At 50.1% G+C, this 14,607-nt stretch carries 9 protein-coding genes; 7 read left to right on the forward strand and 2 right to left on the reverse strand.

The features are described 5' to 3' along the window. Nucleotides 1–4: 4 nt before the first annotated feature. Both Mal48_RS04705 and Mal48_RS04710 read right to left on the reverse strand, forming a co-directional pair. On the reverse strand, nucleotides 5–2,476 hold the full coding sequence (locus Mal48_RS04705) for a PPC domain-containing protein (RefSeq protein ID WP_145196623.1): 2,472 nt from the start codon (nucleotides 2,474–2,476) through the stop codon (nucleotides 5–7). Between the two features lie 195 nt (nucleotides 2,477–2,671). Further along, nucleotides 2,672–4,027, reverse strand: a complete 1,356-nt coding sequence (locus tag Mal48_RS04710; RefSeq protein WP_145196625.1) for a DUF1501 domain-containing protein — start codon at nucleotides 4,025–4,027, stop codon at nucleotides 2,672–2,674. 628 nt (nucleotides 4,028–4,655) lie between these two features. Here Mal48_RS04710 and Mal48_RS04715 point away from each other — a divergent pair. The 7 genes from Mal48_RS04715 to Mal48_RS04745 all read left to right on the forward strand — a co-directional run bounded on the left by Mal48_RS04715 (nucleotide 4,656) and on the right by Mal48_RS04745 (nucleotide 14,601). Beyond that, entirely contained in the window at nucleotides 4,656–5,969 is a 1,314-nt protein-coding gene (locus tag Mal48_RS04715; RefSeq protein ID WP_145196627.1) for a CpaF family protein, read from the forward strand. Nucleotides 5,970–6,046: 77 nt separating this feature from the next. Further along, nucleotides 6,047–7,045: a type II secretion system F family protein gene (locus tag Mal48_RS04720; RefSeq protein ID WP_231739916.1), complete on the forward strand. Its 999-nt coding sequence runs from the start codon at nucleotides 6,047–6,049 to the stop codon at nucleotides 7,043–7,045. 60 nt (nucleotides 7,046–7,105) lie between these two features. After that, nucleotides 7,106–8,044 (forward strand): type II secretion system F family protein, encoded by a 939-nt coding sequence (locus Mal48_RS04725; RefSeq protein WP_145196629.1) that lies wholly within the window; start codon nucleotides 7,106–7,108, stop codon nucleotides 8,042–8,044. A 382-nt stretch (nucleotides 8,045–8,426) separates the two neighbouring features. Then, nucleotides 8,427–9,458 carry a DUF1573 domain-containing protein gene (locus Mal48_RS04730; protein WP_197442057.1) on the forward strand — a complete coding sequence of 344 codons (1,032 nt, stop codon included), beginning with the start codon at nucleotides 8,427–8,429 and terminating at the stop codon, nucleotides 9,456–9,458. A 569-nt stretch (nucleotides 9,459–10,027) separates the two neighbouring features. Beyond that, nucleotides 10,028–10,630, forward strand: a complete 603-nt coding sequence (locus Mal48_RS04735) for a hypothetical protein (protein WP_145196633.1) — start codon at nucleotides 10,028–10,030, stop codon at nucleotides 10,628–10,630. A gap of 113 nt (nucleotides 10,631–10,743) precedes the next feature. Next, nucleotides 10,744–13,005: a PSD1 and planctomycete cytochrome C domain-containing protein gene (locus tag Mal48_RS04740; protein ID WP_145196635.1), complete on the forward strand. Its 2,262-nt coding sequence runs from the start codon at nucleotides 10,744–10,746 to the stop codon at nucleotides 13,003–13,005. 138 nt (nucleotides 13,006–13,143) lie between these two features. Further along, nucleotides 13,144–14,601 carry a DUF1501 domain-containing protein gene (locus Mal48_RS04745; RefSeq protein ID WP_145196637.1) on the forward strand — a complete coding sequence of 486 codons (1,458 nt, stop codon included), beginning with the start codon at nucleotides 13,144–13,146 and terminating at the stop codon, nucleotides 14,599–14,601. Nucleotides 14,602–14,607: the final 6 nt, after the last annotated feature.

The raw sequence follows: 14,607 nt of genomic DNA on the forward strand, positions 1-14,607 counted from the left end.
ATGATTACTCTTCTCCACCTGCACCTGCCTGTTCTTTCTTTTGCAGGCGAAGCATTTCCAGACGGGTGAGTGGTTTTTTCGGTGGTTCTTTCTTCGCGACGACAGCTGGTTTTGGAGTCGCTGGGGCATCTTTTTTCGGTGGTGGAGGGGTATCGACTCGAAGGCGTCCTGTGCCCAGGTTGTGAAGCACTGTTTCGCCGCTCTCGGGAACGATGACCTGGCAGAACACATTCTTGCTCATTCCGGGAGGAGTGTTCGCAGCCGCTTTAATGACAAAGTTCAATTCTTCCACACCGGACTTCAGTGTTAAGTTCTCTGCTGTTGCATTCGCAGGCAGACCGAGCAAGCGGACTTGAGCTTCTCCTTCGAAGTCTTTGCGTTTCGTGATCTTGATTGGGTACACAATTTCTTTGCCTTGCTCAACAGCCCCCTGAGCAAACTCAAACGTCATGTACTGCTCTTCGACTTTCAGTGGAGCAAACGGGGTACAAAGCTCAATATTGCCGTTTCCGACCTTCGCAATACAACGAAGCGAGATCATGGACTCTTGGACAGCGGCGTTTCCGGCAGCGTTTATGGGGATGAGGGCTTCCGTCTTCCCTTTTGGGATTTTCACTGATCGGCTGGAATTCACCCCGGATGGGTTTTGAAGCATTAGCAAAGTGATGTCTTCGTCCCAGCCTTCTTGCTTCTCACATTTAACTTTCAGATTCATTGAGCCACCACGTACAAGTGGCACTTTGGGAGCTTCAATCCAAACTTTGAAAGGCGCTTTTTCAGTAACAATCACTGGCATGCGTTCGATGTCTTCTTCCCAGACACGATTGTTATTCCGTCCTCGAATCATCAGGACTTTTTGTTGAAGTGAACCTGAAACTTTTTTGTCTTTTTGCTTTGGATCATTCAGGAAGACTTCGATGTCTGAGTATTTCCCAGCAACAGGTGCGTTTTCATCTGCATAGAACACCACTGGCATTGACCCGCCACTTCTCCAGCCTTCAGGGCATTCAATTCGAACACCTTCAGGCAGATCCTCGCTTCGAAAATTGACTGGCCCCCCAATATTATCCCGGCGAATAGTAGCTACGATTCCAGAACCGGCTCCTTGCGGGATGACGATTTGATGTTGAACGTAGCGTGCGAATTCAATCGGAGAGGCAGTGATTTGGGGTTCGACAGGTGTCAGTTCAATTCTATAGCTGAATGCCTCGCCACCATTTTTCAAATGATCGTAGACCGCCACGGCGTACTCGCCGTCCACTGGGGCATTGAACCGGGCGTAGCTGTCAGGACCGCGACTATCGTCGTTTGATGTGACACGTGCCCCGTTATCCATGCGGTATATAAACAAGACTGGGTCAAGAGCGGAACGTGACCGGCGGGCATAAACCTCGACGTCAAATTGCTGGTCTTTCTTTGCTGAGAACTTAAAGAAATCAACATCACCCGGCTCTGAAATCACACCATTAAAGGCTCCGGGAGCTGCGGCTGGGGTCGCCTTGGTTCGATCGTTGTTTGGTTCCTGCTCAACAAAGTTGTCGAGTGGGCTGAGTCGGAAAGGCTGCGCTGTAGGAGCAATTCCGTACTCGTCCTGAACTTCGAGGCCAAATCGTTCCAGATTTCCATCAGCAGGTAGAGTCACTTCGCGGGTGATGGGGCCTTTTACATCTCCAACAAATGTGACAGTGAGTTTCTCGCCCGGCTTTCCACCAGATGGAATGACTGCGTGAGGACGAGGGAAGTTGCCGATATTGGCAAAGTAGTAGGCTCGGCCATCGCCGTTATACGCAGAGTCTCGAACGAGAATCATGTAGCGTCCATCTTTGGGGGCGATGATCGAAGCCACACTATCGTTCCAAGTCAACGGAGAATCATCGTTGACGGCAAGCTCGAATCTTTCTTCATTGATGATTGCGACATAAGGGTCAAAGAAATTCGTTCCGGTTGAAAATCCGAGCCGCATCCCAAAGACCTCGACCGAAATTCGCTCACCTTTTTTGGCCTCAATGGCGTAATAATCAGCGTCTTCTCGATCGATTCGCCCGTAGACAGCAACGTTTTTTTCAATCACTTGAGGAGCTGAAAAATCGGTGTTTGGCTCTTTCTCATTCACGACTGGGTAAGGCGTGACATAAAAGTTCTGTAAGTCAGAAAGTCCGGTCTTGGTACGAATCCGCATTCGGTAGGTGCCAAGATTGCAACCTTCTTTCAACTTGAGCGTTGCAGTGACCTGCTTTCCTTTTTGCTTCTCATCAGTTGGAAGTTCGAACTTGACGACTTCCAGACCTTCGTCGTAGATCAGGAGCTCTTCGGCGTCATCTAAGTTCGATCCTTGGAGTGTGACGGCGATCTCTGTCCCACGCTGAGCCCCTCGCGGAGAGAGGTTGGTGAATCGTGGTGCCGCAGCGAAGGCTGCTTGAGCGATGAAGACAAAGCTAAAAACCAGGACTGATTTGAGTCCAAACTGAATTCGCATTTGGTCCCCCCATTGCGTTTCAGAAAAATTGTAAGCAGAAAGGTTGAGTAGACGCCAACATGTGCGTGACGGTTACGGTCGGTTGACGCTCTTTTCAACCAGAGGGTGCAACCCGATCAGAAAACTCACCGTCTATGTATAAATACAGGCGAACCCCACCTTTAACGTGAAGCCCGCCTGTTGAAATTTCACTCTTTAAGCCAGCAGGTCTTTGATGACTTTACCACCGTCGACGATTTCAATCGGACGATCTCCTGGGGCCATCAGTTCTTTATCTGCAACGATTCCGAGGGTGTGGTAGATCGTTGTGAAGAAGTCTTCCACGCCGACAGGATTGTTTTCCGGCTCATCTGCTGTTGCATTTGATGATCCGTAAACGGTTCCTCGTTTAATACCGCCACCAGCGAGTGCTACGCTGAACACTTTCGGGAAGTGGTCACGGCCGGCTGTTTTGTTGATCTTAGGAGTACGACCAAACTCAGTTGAAAGAACAACGAGAGTTTCGTCGAGCATTCCTCGGTCGTCCAAGTCGGTCAGCAATTGAGCATAAGCCTGATCTAAGGCAGGCATTGTTCGTTTTACGCCGGGAACAATGTTGTCGTGCATGTCCCATCCGCCGTAAGTCAGGTTGACTAAGCGAACGCCTGATTCGACAAGTCGTCGAGCGAGGAGCATTCTTGCACCGGCTTGGTTGCGGCCATAAGCATCACGAAGTTTCGCATCTTCTTTTTCAAGATCAAAAGCTTCGCGAGCTTCAGGAGATGAGATCAAGCTGTAAGCAGATTCGTAAAACGAATCCATCGCCGTGATCTGGTCAGACTGCTCACGACTTTGGAAGTATGCATTGACCGACTCCAGAGCGGAGCGGCGGTTCGCAAACCGACTGTCGTCGACACCACTTGGAAGGTTTAAATCGCGAACTTTGAAACCGTTACTCGCAGGATCACTTCCGAGGGAGAACGGTGCAAAAGCTGAACTGAGATATCCACTTCCGGCAAATTCGTTTGGTTGGTTAGGAATACAAACGTAAGGAGGCAGATTGTTACGGCTTCCGAGTTGCTGGCTAATGACTGAGCCAACTGACGGGTAGCTCAGAGCAGGGCTAGGGCGATATCCAGTGAACATGTTGTGAGTTCCGCGCTCGTGGGCAGCCTCACCATGGGACATCGACCGAATGACAGTCATTTTGTCAGCAACTTGTGCTGTCTTCGGGAGTGTTTCACTAAACAGGACTCCATCCAGTTTAGTTTTTACTTGTTTCATTTCACCACGATATTCGATCGGAGCATAAGGCTTCGGATCGAAGGATTCCTGGTGAGCAAGCCCACCCGGAAGGAAAATGTGGATGATCGACTTAGCGGTTCCTTCGAAGTTTTCGTAGTCCTTGAGCGCACCTTGAGCTTCGCTTCGCAGCAGGTCAGGTAGCGTTAGGGACGTCCCAGCGAGCATTCCGACCTGGAGAAACCCACGTCGAGAAAATTGTTGGAAGTGTTTTGGAGTGCAACCATGTGAATTATGAGTTGCAGACTGTGTTTGTGAAAGCTTGGCCATCGTCCGACGCTCCTTTTCCTTGAGGATTACGGGGTCTGGTCAGCCATCCACTATGGGCCGCAAATCTAAGTTGTTGAAGTTGTTGATAAAAACAACTGAAGGTAGGACAGCTTAGTTGGCGGGGGGGAGTACACGTCCCGATCATTGGTGGGTGGGCTGGCTGGTTTGTAGGCTTCTTAGGAAAACCTAGCGGGGAGTTTTTTAGAACATCGTCATCTTTTTGATGTTCCATCAAGCTCCTTGTATGTATTGACCACACTAGACTAGCAGAAACCAAGAGTCAATCAAAAAAAGCTTTCAATTTTCTCAAGTTTCGAATTGATTGCCTGACTGACACACGTGAAATATTTTACCCAAAGGTTGCGCATTCTGCAATCTGCCCGGTTTATGCCGAATCTGAGACGGCAGGTGTCTCTTTTTATCAACACGTTGTCTGAATCATCTCTTCCCCTCAATTTCCTGAGCTAGTGTTTTCCGGACTATCGATTTTGCCGTCCTGATCAGGCTGTCAGAGCTGATACGTCAACCCGATTTTCGGTCTCTTTATTAGTGAAGCATCCAGAGTCATATAAAGGTGTTCGAATCGGTTCTTACCTGGCTGAAGAAATATACTTTAGGAGAATGATCCATGGCTTCCCCGCCACTTTCCCGACTCAAGAAAGAGACTTCTCATGATGACTTCGAGAATCTCAAACGCCTGATTCACGGCAAGCTTGTTGACAAGCTGGACCTGAATAAACTGGGTGAATTGCAGGGTGATACTCTGCGTCGGGAAATCCGTCTGGTGGTCGAACATCTTTGCGACACAGAAAACCCTTTATTAAATCGTTCCGAGCGTGAGCGGCTGATCGAAGAAGTTCTCGACGAGACATTCGGGTTTGGGCCTCTCGAAATCCTCATGAAAGAGGAAGGCGTCGCGGATATTATGATCAACGGGCCGAAACATGTGTTCGTTGAGAAAAATGGACGTATTCAACGTTCACCAGTCACGTTTCGAGACAATGATCACTTGCTCCAAATCCTGGACCGAATCGTTTCTCGCGTTGGACGCCGCATTGATGAAACTTCACCGATGTGTGATGCTCGTCTTCCCGACGGTTCTCGATTGAATGCGATCATCCCGCCTCTGGCGTTAGATGGGGCATCACTTACAATTCGAAAATTTGGGTCTAAGCCACTGGCACTCGAAGACCTCCTCAACTTTGGAGCCTTCACACCAGAAATGGTGATGTTAATGGAAGGGGCGATCAAAGCTCGTCTCAATATTATTATCTCCGGTGGTACTGGTTCCGGTAAAACCACGCTGTTGAACACACTCTCAAGTTTCATTCAGTCTGACCAGCGTGTTATCACGATTGAGGATGCTGCGGAACTGCAGCTTCAGCAGGATCACGTTCTTCGTCTTGAAACACGCCCCTCAAATATCGAAGGCAAGGGGAGTGTTTCCGCGACTGACCTCGTCAAGAACGCCCTGCGAATGCGTCCCGACCGAATCATCATTGGGGAATGTCGTGGACCTGAAACGCTCGACATGTTGCAGGCGATGAACACCGGTCACGAAGGTTCGATGACGACCGTTCACGCGAACAATCCTCGTGATGCCGTCTCTCGTATTGAGACCATGGTGACCATGGGGGGAGTGGAGCTTCCGTTAAAAGCAATTCGACATCAGCTCTCTTCGGCTGTCGATTTGATCATTCAAGCCAGTCGTTTGCAGGGTGGTCCGCGAAAACTGACTTACGTGACTGAAGTGCTGAATATGGAACAGGACACAATCATCATGCAGGACATTTTCCGGTTTGTGCAGGATGGAATTGACGAAGAGGGCCGGGCGTTTGGCCACTTTGAATCAACAGGAGTGCGGCCGGCCTTCATGTCTCGATTGGAAGCAGCAGGAGTCCGCCTTCCAGCAAACTTATTTTCCGCAAGAAGTCTGGGATAACCGGGCGTTGAATCAACTCCCACCTGACGTTTCAAAAAAACAAAACTACTCGCATCAAAAAAGAGGGGATCCCCCCAATGTGGACACTCGCATTTTTGCCTTTTGAAATTGACCCAATGATGGCCTCGATTGTGGCCTTCATTGCAGTCTTTGGCGGAGCCGTCGCTGCAATCTTTATGATGCAAGACGCTTCGAGCAAGGAGATTGAAGACCGTCTGGATGTTCTTTCTGGTAAGAAGAAAGCCAAAACGAAAGATAATCAGGTCACTCGTGAAGCACTCGTGAAAGAGAGTGTGCAGGGGCTGGCAGGCTTTTCTGAAAAGATTATGGAGCGGTTCACGAATATCCGGCTGCTTTTTGTTCAGGCAGATACCGCAATCAGACCTGAAGTCTTCTTCATGATCATGGTTTTGTCTGGGGCAGTCGGAACTGCGTTTGCCGTCGCCATGCGTGCGGCACTTCCCTTTTACCCATTGGTATTTGTGATCTGTGCCATCCTGCCGTTCGGGTGGTTGATGTTCAAGAGAAGTCGACGCTTCAAACGATTCGGAAAACAGCTTCCCGATGCGATGGAACTCGTCGCTCGTGCTTTACGTTCTGGGCACAGTCTTAACTCAGCCTTGAAAGTTGTTGTTGATGAACTCTCCGATCCCATCTCTAAAGAATTCAACATCGCATTCGAAGAACAGAATCTTGGAATTCCGATTGAGGATGCACTGAAGCACGTTTATATCCGTGTTCCCAATATGGACTACAAATTTTTCGCGATGGCAGTTGCGATTCAACGACAGTCTGGTGGTGATCTCGCAGAAATTTTGGACAAAATCGGAAGAATTGTCCGGGATCGGTTCCGAATTATGGGGCAAGTCCAAGCGTTAACAGGGGAAGGTCGAATCTCGGGGATCGTGCTGATGGCATTGCCGCTGGCTTTGTTTGTCGCGGTTTGGAAATTGAACCCTGAATATGTGATGTTGCTGTTCACCGATGAGCTTGGACGCAAAATGGTCGCTGCTGCTGTCGTCCTGCAAGTTATTGGTGCCTACACAATTAAGAAAATTATTGCGATCAAAGTTTGATCAACTCGCTTCATCAGAAAAACATACGCACTCAATAAGTAGATTGAAAGAGAATATCCCATGGGTATGGAAATGCTCGTCCCTATCGTCGTCTTCATCGCTGTCGTGGTCGGCGTTGGAGCTGTGATTGCCGCACTCACCACGGGAAAAGATTCTCGCGTTGCAGAACGTCTCGATGAACTCCGCGAAGGAAAGAAAAAAAGCCAGTCGAATGACACGCTCAAAGAAAGTGGTGTGAGCAGCGCATTTAAGAAAGCAGCTCCAGCACTCTCAAAAGCCCTTCAACCGACCTCGGACCTTGAGGAAAGCAAGCTTAAGGTCAAACTGGCAAATGCTGGGTTTTCCTCTCCGAATGCAAATACCATTTTCCTGGCGATCAAAGCCGCCTCAGCAGGAACGATGCTCTTCCTTTCAGGAGGAATCACCCTCGCGCTGATGGGACCGACGACAGATGCTCTTCTGACTGTTGTCGCCGCTGCTGGGGTCGGGATGTTTTTGCCTGGCGTCATACTCACATTGCTGGCCTATAGTCGTAAAGGAAAAATTTTCCTCTCCCTCCCTGATGCACTCGACTTGCTCGTGGTCTGCGTAGAAGCGGGGCTCGGTCTCGATGCTGCAATGCGACGGGTGACAGAGGAACTTGCGGACTCTGCCCCTGAAATTTGCCAGGAACTCAATCACTGCAACAAACAGTTGCAACTCGGACGAAATCGACGAGACGTTTTGCACGACTTTGGAGTAAGAACCGGGGAAGATGATGTGAAAGCTCTCGCTGCGATTCTCATTCAAGCAGACAAGTTCGGATCTTCAATCGCACAGGCTCTTCGCGTTCAGTCCGACACAATGCGCGTTAAGCGGAGCCAACTAGCTGAAGAAAAAGCAGCTGCGACAGCGGTGAAAATGATCTTCCCGCTCGTTCTCTTCATTTTCCCGGGGATCTTTGTCGTCCTGGTTGGACCCGCCGCCATTATGATGATCAGACAACTACTGACAACATAAGAGGTTATAACAGGTTCAGTGCAGCGACAGCTGCATGCAGATACGTACTTTGCCCAGCTTGACAGACCGGAGAATCTCCAGTCTGTTAAGCTGTTTTTTTTATTTGGTAATTGTTTCGAGTTTGCATCTGGAGATTTCTGTAGGCATGTTAGGATGTCGCGAATATGATCAACGGATTTTCGTTGTTTTGATGTCTTCATCTTTGTCAGCTATGATGTTTTTTTTGATCTGAAAAGGAAAACTCCGGGCAAGGGTGGACTGATTCGAACAGGGGCTCCTAAAATCAGCGGTTGGATAGCTTCAGGTTCGTTTTACCTGAACGTCCTTGCAGCCAATGTTGTTTTCTTTTGTGGGAAGATTGGGGTGTGGAGAGGTGTCAACTATGAATCGTCGTATCTCAATTGTTGCGTTGGCATTGATGGCAGTTTGTCTTCAATGTGGGACAGCTCACGCCCAAAATAACAATCTCAACTGGGCGGAGAAGATGTTCTCCGACTTGAATGTTGATTTTGGAACCGTTGCGAGGGGAGCTGATACACGGCACTTCATCGTCATCGAAAATCTTTATGAGGAAGACGTTGAGTTGGTCAATGTCGGGACAACCTGTGGTTGCACCGCAGCAAAGCCAGACAAGACACTCCTGAAAACTTACGAAAAAGCACGCATTGAAGTTGTCATGGACACGAAGAAGTTCATGCACCGCAAGGACTCCAATGTCGATGTGACACTGCGATTCCACGGAGCCGATGGGGTGGCGACGAAAACGGTTCGCGTTCCAATCACCGCGTACATCCGCTCTGATGTTGTCCTTACTCCGGGAAACTTGGATTTTGGAAGTGTGGAATTCGGACAAGCTGCCGAGAAGGTGATCAAGATTGCCTACGCAGGTCGAAATGACTGGACGATCGAAGGCATCCGGAATGACAACCAAAACCTCGAAGCAAAGGTGACTGAAACCGAGCGGAGCAACGGTCGCGTCACATATCAGCTGACTGTTCGCCTTGACGAAAACGCAAAAATTGGCCCTCTTCAAAATAAAATATTCCTCCTCACCGACGATCAAAAGTCTCCCGAGGTTCCAGTTCTCGTCACAGGTCGTGTTGCCCCCGATATTGAAATTGTCCCGAGCAACGTCCCACTTGGAGTTCTTGCTGCCGGAGAAATCAAGCAATTCAACATCGTTGTAAAAGGGAAGCGTCCCTTCGCGATTAAAGATATTGAATGCGATGCTCATCCAAACTGCTTCGAAATTCGCCCTCTGACGGAAGAATCAAAAACTGTTCACGTCATCCCTTTCAGGCTAACGGCTCCCGACACACCTGGAAATTTTTCTGAGACATTCGCTGTGACGATCGACGGTCGCGAGCAAACCCTCAGCTTCACCGCCGACGGAAAAATTCGCGAAGGCGCCTAAGTTCTCAGCCATGGAGCATCTTTCGGATTGGTCTTCAGTGTCCATTTAGCTCCGTCGATGTAGCCCCGTCCATTTAGCCCCCGGTGAGTCTCCACCGGGTGGGGGAAACGACCACTTAAGACACAGCGCTGCTACAGCAGACCAATCATGGATTTGCTCTTGATTATGCACATGTCTCTTTGCTGACAAGATTTAGGAATCTCACGTTTACCCCGCAGAGTACTCAGCTGCGTTTCACGATTCCGCACTCTTGAATTGTCGCAGGTCATCTTTAAGCACGAAGCTGTAGTCGACTTGAGGCCGTGATCTTTGCCCTCAAGTACGCTGTCGAGGCTTGCCGATGCGACTGGTCTGGCTGTCATCAGCCACGCTGAATGCGCGACTCTTCTTCTCGGTTTTCAAGTCGTTTTCGCAGAAATGCGACTCGCTTTTTCAGCGGATGCGAACTGAATTCGAATCGATCTTTCCCTCTCCGTTTGTGAATTCTCGGCGGGTACCGTAGATTAATTGCACAGAATTACCCATCAACGCACTCTGTCGTAAAAGTAGCGACTCAGCTTGGAAGACTTATGAAATTCTCCATCGCGATCCTCACCTTGTCAGCCATTTTCACTTCAGCCAGCGGACTCGTTGAGGCTCAGGAGAAAACGCCAGATTACTATCCCTTCAAAGTCGGAACGAAATGGCGCTATCAAGTCGACTCTGGCAATGGAAACAAAATTCCAATCATCAACGAAGTCGCCGAAATCGAGAAGATCGACGACCAGTCTCTCGCACGAATTGAGACCTCGGTCAACGGCAAACTGGCAGCCACGGAACACATGAGCCAGACCAAGCAAGGGCTCTTTCGAAATCGCTTCAACGGTGCAAAAGTTTCCCCTCCGATTCAACTGCTGAAGTTTCCGATCAAGAAGGGGGAAAAATGGGAATCAGAGACGAGTATTGCAGGGCAACAAATCTCCGTGAAATGCGCGGTCGATCTGGAAGAAATCGAAGTCGCAGCAGGAAAGTTTAAAGCGGTTAAAGTCATTGTTGACGCCAGTCAAGCAGGAGGAGGGATTTCCACAACATACTGGTTCGCCGATAACGTTGGGATTGTCAAACAAACAGTTGACATCAACGGGCAAAAGGTTGTCATCGACTTAGAGAAGATGGAGCCACCTAAGGAGTAGCCTTCATCAGAGAGCCGAATCGCCATCGTACAGAATCAGTGCAAGCCGAAAGTAAGCCTGTGAACATTTCGATATTCAAAATCTGTTCACGACTCCACCTTCTGTTTTTGGCGATGACATTGCTCACTCAGAAGGTCGGAGTTGCGGGCGAAGTTGATTACGCCCGCGACGTCCGTCCAATACTGGCGAACAAATGCTGGCACTGTCATGGTCCCGATGAGCAAACTCGCGAAGCGGACCTGAGGCTGGATCTTCGCGATCATGCCCAACATGTTCTTGAAGCCGAAGGAAGACAGCAAGTCGAACTGCTGAAGCGTATCACCTCGAGTGATCCCGACTTGAAGATGCCTCCGGCGAACTCGAAGAAACCTCTCACTCAATCTGAGATCATTCTTCTTGAACAATGGATCAAGCAGGGGGCTCCGTTCGCGAAGCATTGGGCTTTTGAATCTCCTGTCAAACCGGCAATCCCCGAAACAGAGCTAGGCCCAACTCAAACCGCAATCGATTATTTGGTTCGCCAAAAACTTAACACGCTTCAGCTTCAACCATCGCTTCCGGCAGAGAAAACGACGCTCATTCGCAGAGCAACGATTGATTTAAATGGTGTGCTTCCGACACTGGAAGAAGTCGATCAGTTCTTAAGCGATGAGTCCCCCGAAGCGTACGAGCGTGTTCTCGACCGATTGCTTACCTCCCCGCGATATGGTGAGCACGTCGCCCGTCCGTGGCTGGATGCTTCGCGATACGCCGATACCGATGGCTATCAAAACGACCGTTACCGCTATCATCATGTGTGGCGAGACTGGTTAATCATGGCCTTCAATGAGAACAAGCCGTACGATCAGTTTCTCGTCGAGCAACTCGCCGGTGACATGCTTCCAGATGCGACACTCAAGCAACAGATTGCGACCGGGTTCTGTCGCAATCACCGCATCAATTCTGAAGATGGATCCATCCCGGAAGAGTGGCATACCGAGAACGTCGTGGATCGCGTCGACACTCTTGGCACAGCGATTCTTGGTCTCACTATCGGCTGTGCCCGTTGTCATGATCACAAGTACGATCCCATTTCTGCAAAGGAGTACTATCAGCTCTTTGCTTACTTCAATAATGTCCCGGAATGGGGAGTTGGTCCAAACAACGGCAACAGTCCTCCATTTATCAAAATTCCAGATTCATGGCCGAGTCTGAAACCGGAAGAAGACGTTGCTCAAATCCCCGAGCCACTCAAGTTGCACGATGCAAGAAAAGAGCAGGGGAACGGTCTTAAACGCCCCCAGGCTGGCGACCCGAAAACACTGATGGTCATGCAGGAAATGAAAGAGTCTCGTCCGACCTATGTGCTACATCGCGGGCAGTACAACACCCCCGACCGATCGGAACAACTCGCTCCCGGAATTCCCGCTTCACTTAATTCATTCAATGCTGCCTCGCCTCGCGACCGTTTGGAACTGGCAGAATGGCTCACACATCCTGAACACCCACTGACATCGCGGGTCGCAGTCAATCAAGTCTGGCAACGCCTGTTCGGGACAGGCCTTGTGAAAACGAGTGAAAACTTCGGGCTGCAAGGAGAATTACCCAGCCACCCGGAACTGCTGGACTGGCTGGCAGTCACATTCGTTGAATCAGGTTGGGATCTAAAACAGCTGCACAAGACGATCATGCTCAGCGAGACCTACCAGCAATCCTCAATGACAACTCCCGCGTTAGCGGTACGTGATCCAGAAAATCGCCTCCTGGCCCGCGGACCACGTCATCGCTTAAATCCGTTCGTACTTAGAGACTCTGCTCTCGCTGCCAGTGGTTTGCTCGTCGACAAGATGTATGGCCCGTCTGCAAAACCGTATATGCCCCCCAAAATCTGGTCGGCGATTTCGAATAACAAGTACAAACAGGATCAGGGAGACAACCTGTATCGCCGCAGCCTCTACACCTACTGGCGAAGAACGATTCCGCCCCCAACGATGCTCAACTTCAATTCGGCTGAACGCGAAGTTTGTATTGTCCGAAAGGAGAAAACAAACACGCCTCTGCAGGCACTGACTTTGATGAACAACATTACCTTCGTCGAGGCCTCCCGGTTTCTCGCTGAACGCATGTTGTCTCACTCCGAAGATCCGCAGGCAGCTATCAGTCACGGATTCCAGTTGATGACATCGCGTACGCCCAGCGAGGTCGAGTTAAACCTGCTTCTCGATGGATACCGATCCTTTCTGCAAGACTTTGCATCTCAAGACGCAAAAGCCAAACAACTGCTCAGCGTGGGTGAGAAACCTCGCGATGAAAAATTTGAACTTGCCCAGCATGCTGCCATGACAATGACCGCTTCACTCATTTTGAATCTCGATGAAGCCATGACGAAAGAATAACCACTCCGAATTTCAGGCTCAGGCAATTGGCCAGAGATCAACGACCTGTAGAACGCGGCATTGTCCAGATTGTTTCGCCTATACGATGATACTTTTCAACTGACCTATTCAGCACTTTCAAACAAGTGGCACTCGATCATGAATCCAGTTGACGAATACCGACAGCAGATGAATCGCCGGCTTTTCTTCGGTCGCTCGGGGATTGGGATCGCTGCGCTGGCATCACTGTTAGAATCCGACGGACAGGCAGCAGCGAATGAACCGCGACGAAATTCCATCGGCGGGCTCTCGAATCTTCCCCACACGGTTGCCAAGGCCAAACGGGTCATCTACCTGTTCCAATCGGGTGGCCCGTCACAGGTTGACTTGCTCGACTACAAACCGCAGCTGAAAGAAAAATTCGGGACAGATGTCCCCAAGTCTGTGTATCCCGATGAACGTAAAACAACGATGACATCGGCCCAGACAAAGTTTGCGACGGCTCCGAGCATTTTCAATTTTCAACAGCGAGGAGAAAGCGGCCTGTGGATGAGCGAAGTCCTCCAGAACACCGGTCAAATGGCAGATGATTTGTGCATCATCAATTCCATGCACACCCCAGCTATCAATCACGATCCGGCGATGACCATGCTGCAAACCGGATCGCAAATCCCCGGTCGTCCCAGCATTGGCTCGTGGCTGAATTACGGACTCGGGTCTGAAACATCGGACCTTCCCGCCTTCGTCGCCATGAGTTCCAAAGGAAGTGCCAAGCAGGGGCAGCCACTGTACGATCGTCTTTGGGGAAGTGGCTTCCTGCCGTCGCAGTATCAGGGAATCAAGTTTCGAAATCAGGGAGCCCCCGTTCTCGACATCTACGATCCTCCGGGAGTCAGTCGCGAAATACGACGCAAAATGCTCGACCAGTTGGCGAAGCTGAACGAACTGAAATACGAACAGGCGGGCGATCCTGAAATCGAAACGCGTATCAAGCAGTACGAACTTGCCTTTGAAATGCAGCAATCTGTTCCGGACCTGCTTGATACAACACAAGAGACTCAAGCAACACTGAATCTTTACGGTCCTGATGTACATAAGCAGGGAACGTATGCGTATAACTGCCTGCTCGCCAGAAGACTTGCCGAGCGCGGAGTCCGTTTCATTCAACTGTTTCACCAAGGTTGGGATCAACACGCCAGATTGCCACGTGGTGTTCGCGCACAGTGTCGGGACACGGATCAACCGACAGCGGCACTGCTCGCAGATTTGAAATCACGAGGCATGTTAGAAGACACCCTTGTTGTCTGGGGCGGCGAGTTTGGGCGAACTATTTACTCCCAGGGAAAGCTGACCCCAACGAACTATGGTCGCGACCATCACGGTCAATGCTTCTCTGTCTGGCTTGCAGGTGGCGGCGTTCAAGGCGGCCTGACTTACGGAGCCACAGACGATTACAGCGTCAACGTCGTAGAGAATCCAGTCAATGTCCACGACCTGCACGCCACGATGCTTCACCTTCTGGGCATCGACCATGAACGCCTCATCTACCCATTCCAGGGGAGAGACTTTCGCTTGACTGATGTTCACGGAAAAGTCGTCAATGAGATATTGGTGTGATCTCTG

Source organism: Thalassoglobus polymorphus (assembly GCF_007744255.1).
Taxonomy (GTDB): domain Bacteria; phylum Planctomycetota; class Planctomycetia; order Planctomycetales; family Planctomycetaceae; genus Thalassoglobus; species Thalassoglobus polymorphus.

Bases quoted from the DNA above. Each gene is read 5' to 3' on its own strand.
- Mal48_RS04705 (WP_145196623.1), bottom strand. From the start codon at position 2,476: ATGCGAATTCAGTTTGGACTCAAATCAGTCCTGGTTTTTAGCTTTGTC.
- Mal48_RS04710 (WP_145196625.1), bottom strand. From the start codon at position 4,027: ATGGCCAAGCTTTCACAAACACAGTCTGCAACTCATAATTCACATGGT.
- Mal48_RS04715 (WP_145196627.1), top strand. From the start codon at position 4,656: ATGGCTTCCCCGCCACTTTCCCGACTCAAGAAAGAGACTTCTCATGAT.
- Mal48_RS04720 (WP_231739916.1), top strand. From the start codon at position 6,047: ATGTGGACACTCGCATTTTTGCCTTTTGAAATTGACCCAATGATGGCC.
- Mal48_RS04725 (WP_145196629.1), top strand. From the start codon at position 7,106: ATGGGTATGGAAATGCTCGTCCCTATCGTCGTCTTCATCGCTGTCGTG.
- Mal48_RS04730 (WP_197442057.1), top strand. From the start codon at position 8,427: ATGAATCGTCGTATCTCAATTGTTGCGTTGGCATTGATGGCAGTTTGT.
- Mal48_RS04735 (WP_145196633.1), top strand. From the start codon at position 10,028: ATGAAATTCTCCATCGCGATCCTCACCTTGTCAGCCATTTTCACTTCA.
- Mal48_RS04740 (WP_145196635.1), top strand. From the start codon at position 10,744: ATGACATTGCTCACTCAGAAGGTCGGAGTTGCGGGCGAAGTTGATTAC.
- Mal48_RS04745 (WP_145196637.1), top strand. From the start codon at position 13,144: ATGAATCCAGTTGACGAATACCGACAGCAGATGAATCGCCGGCTTTTC.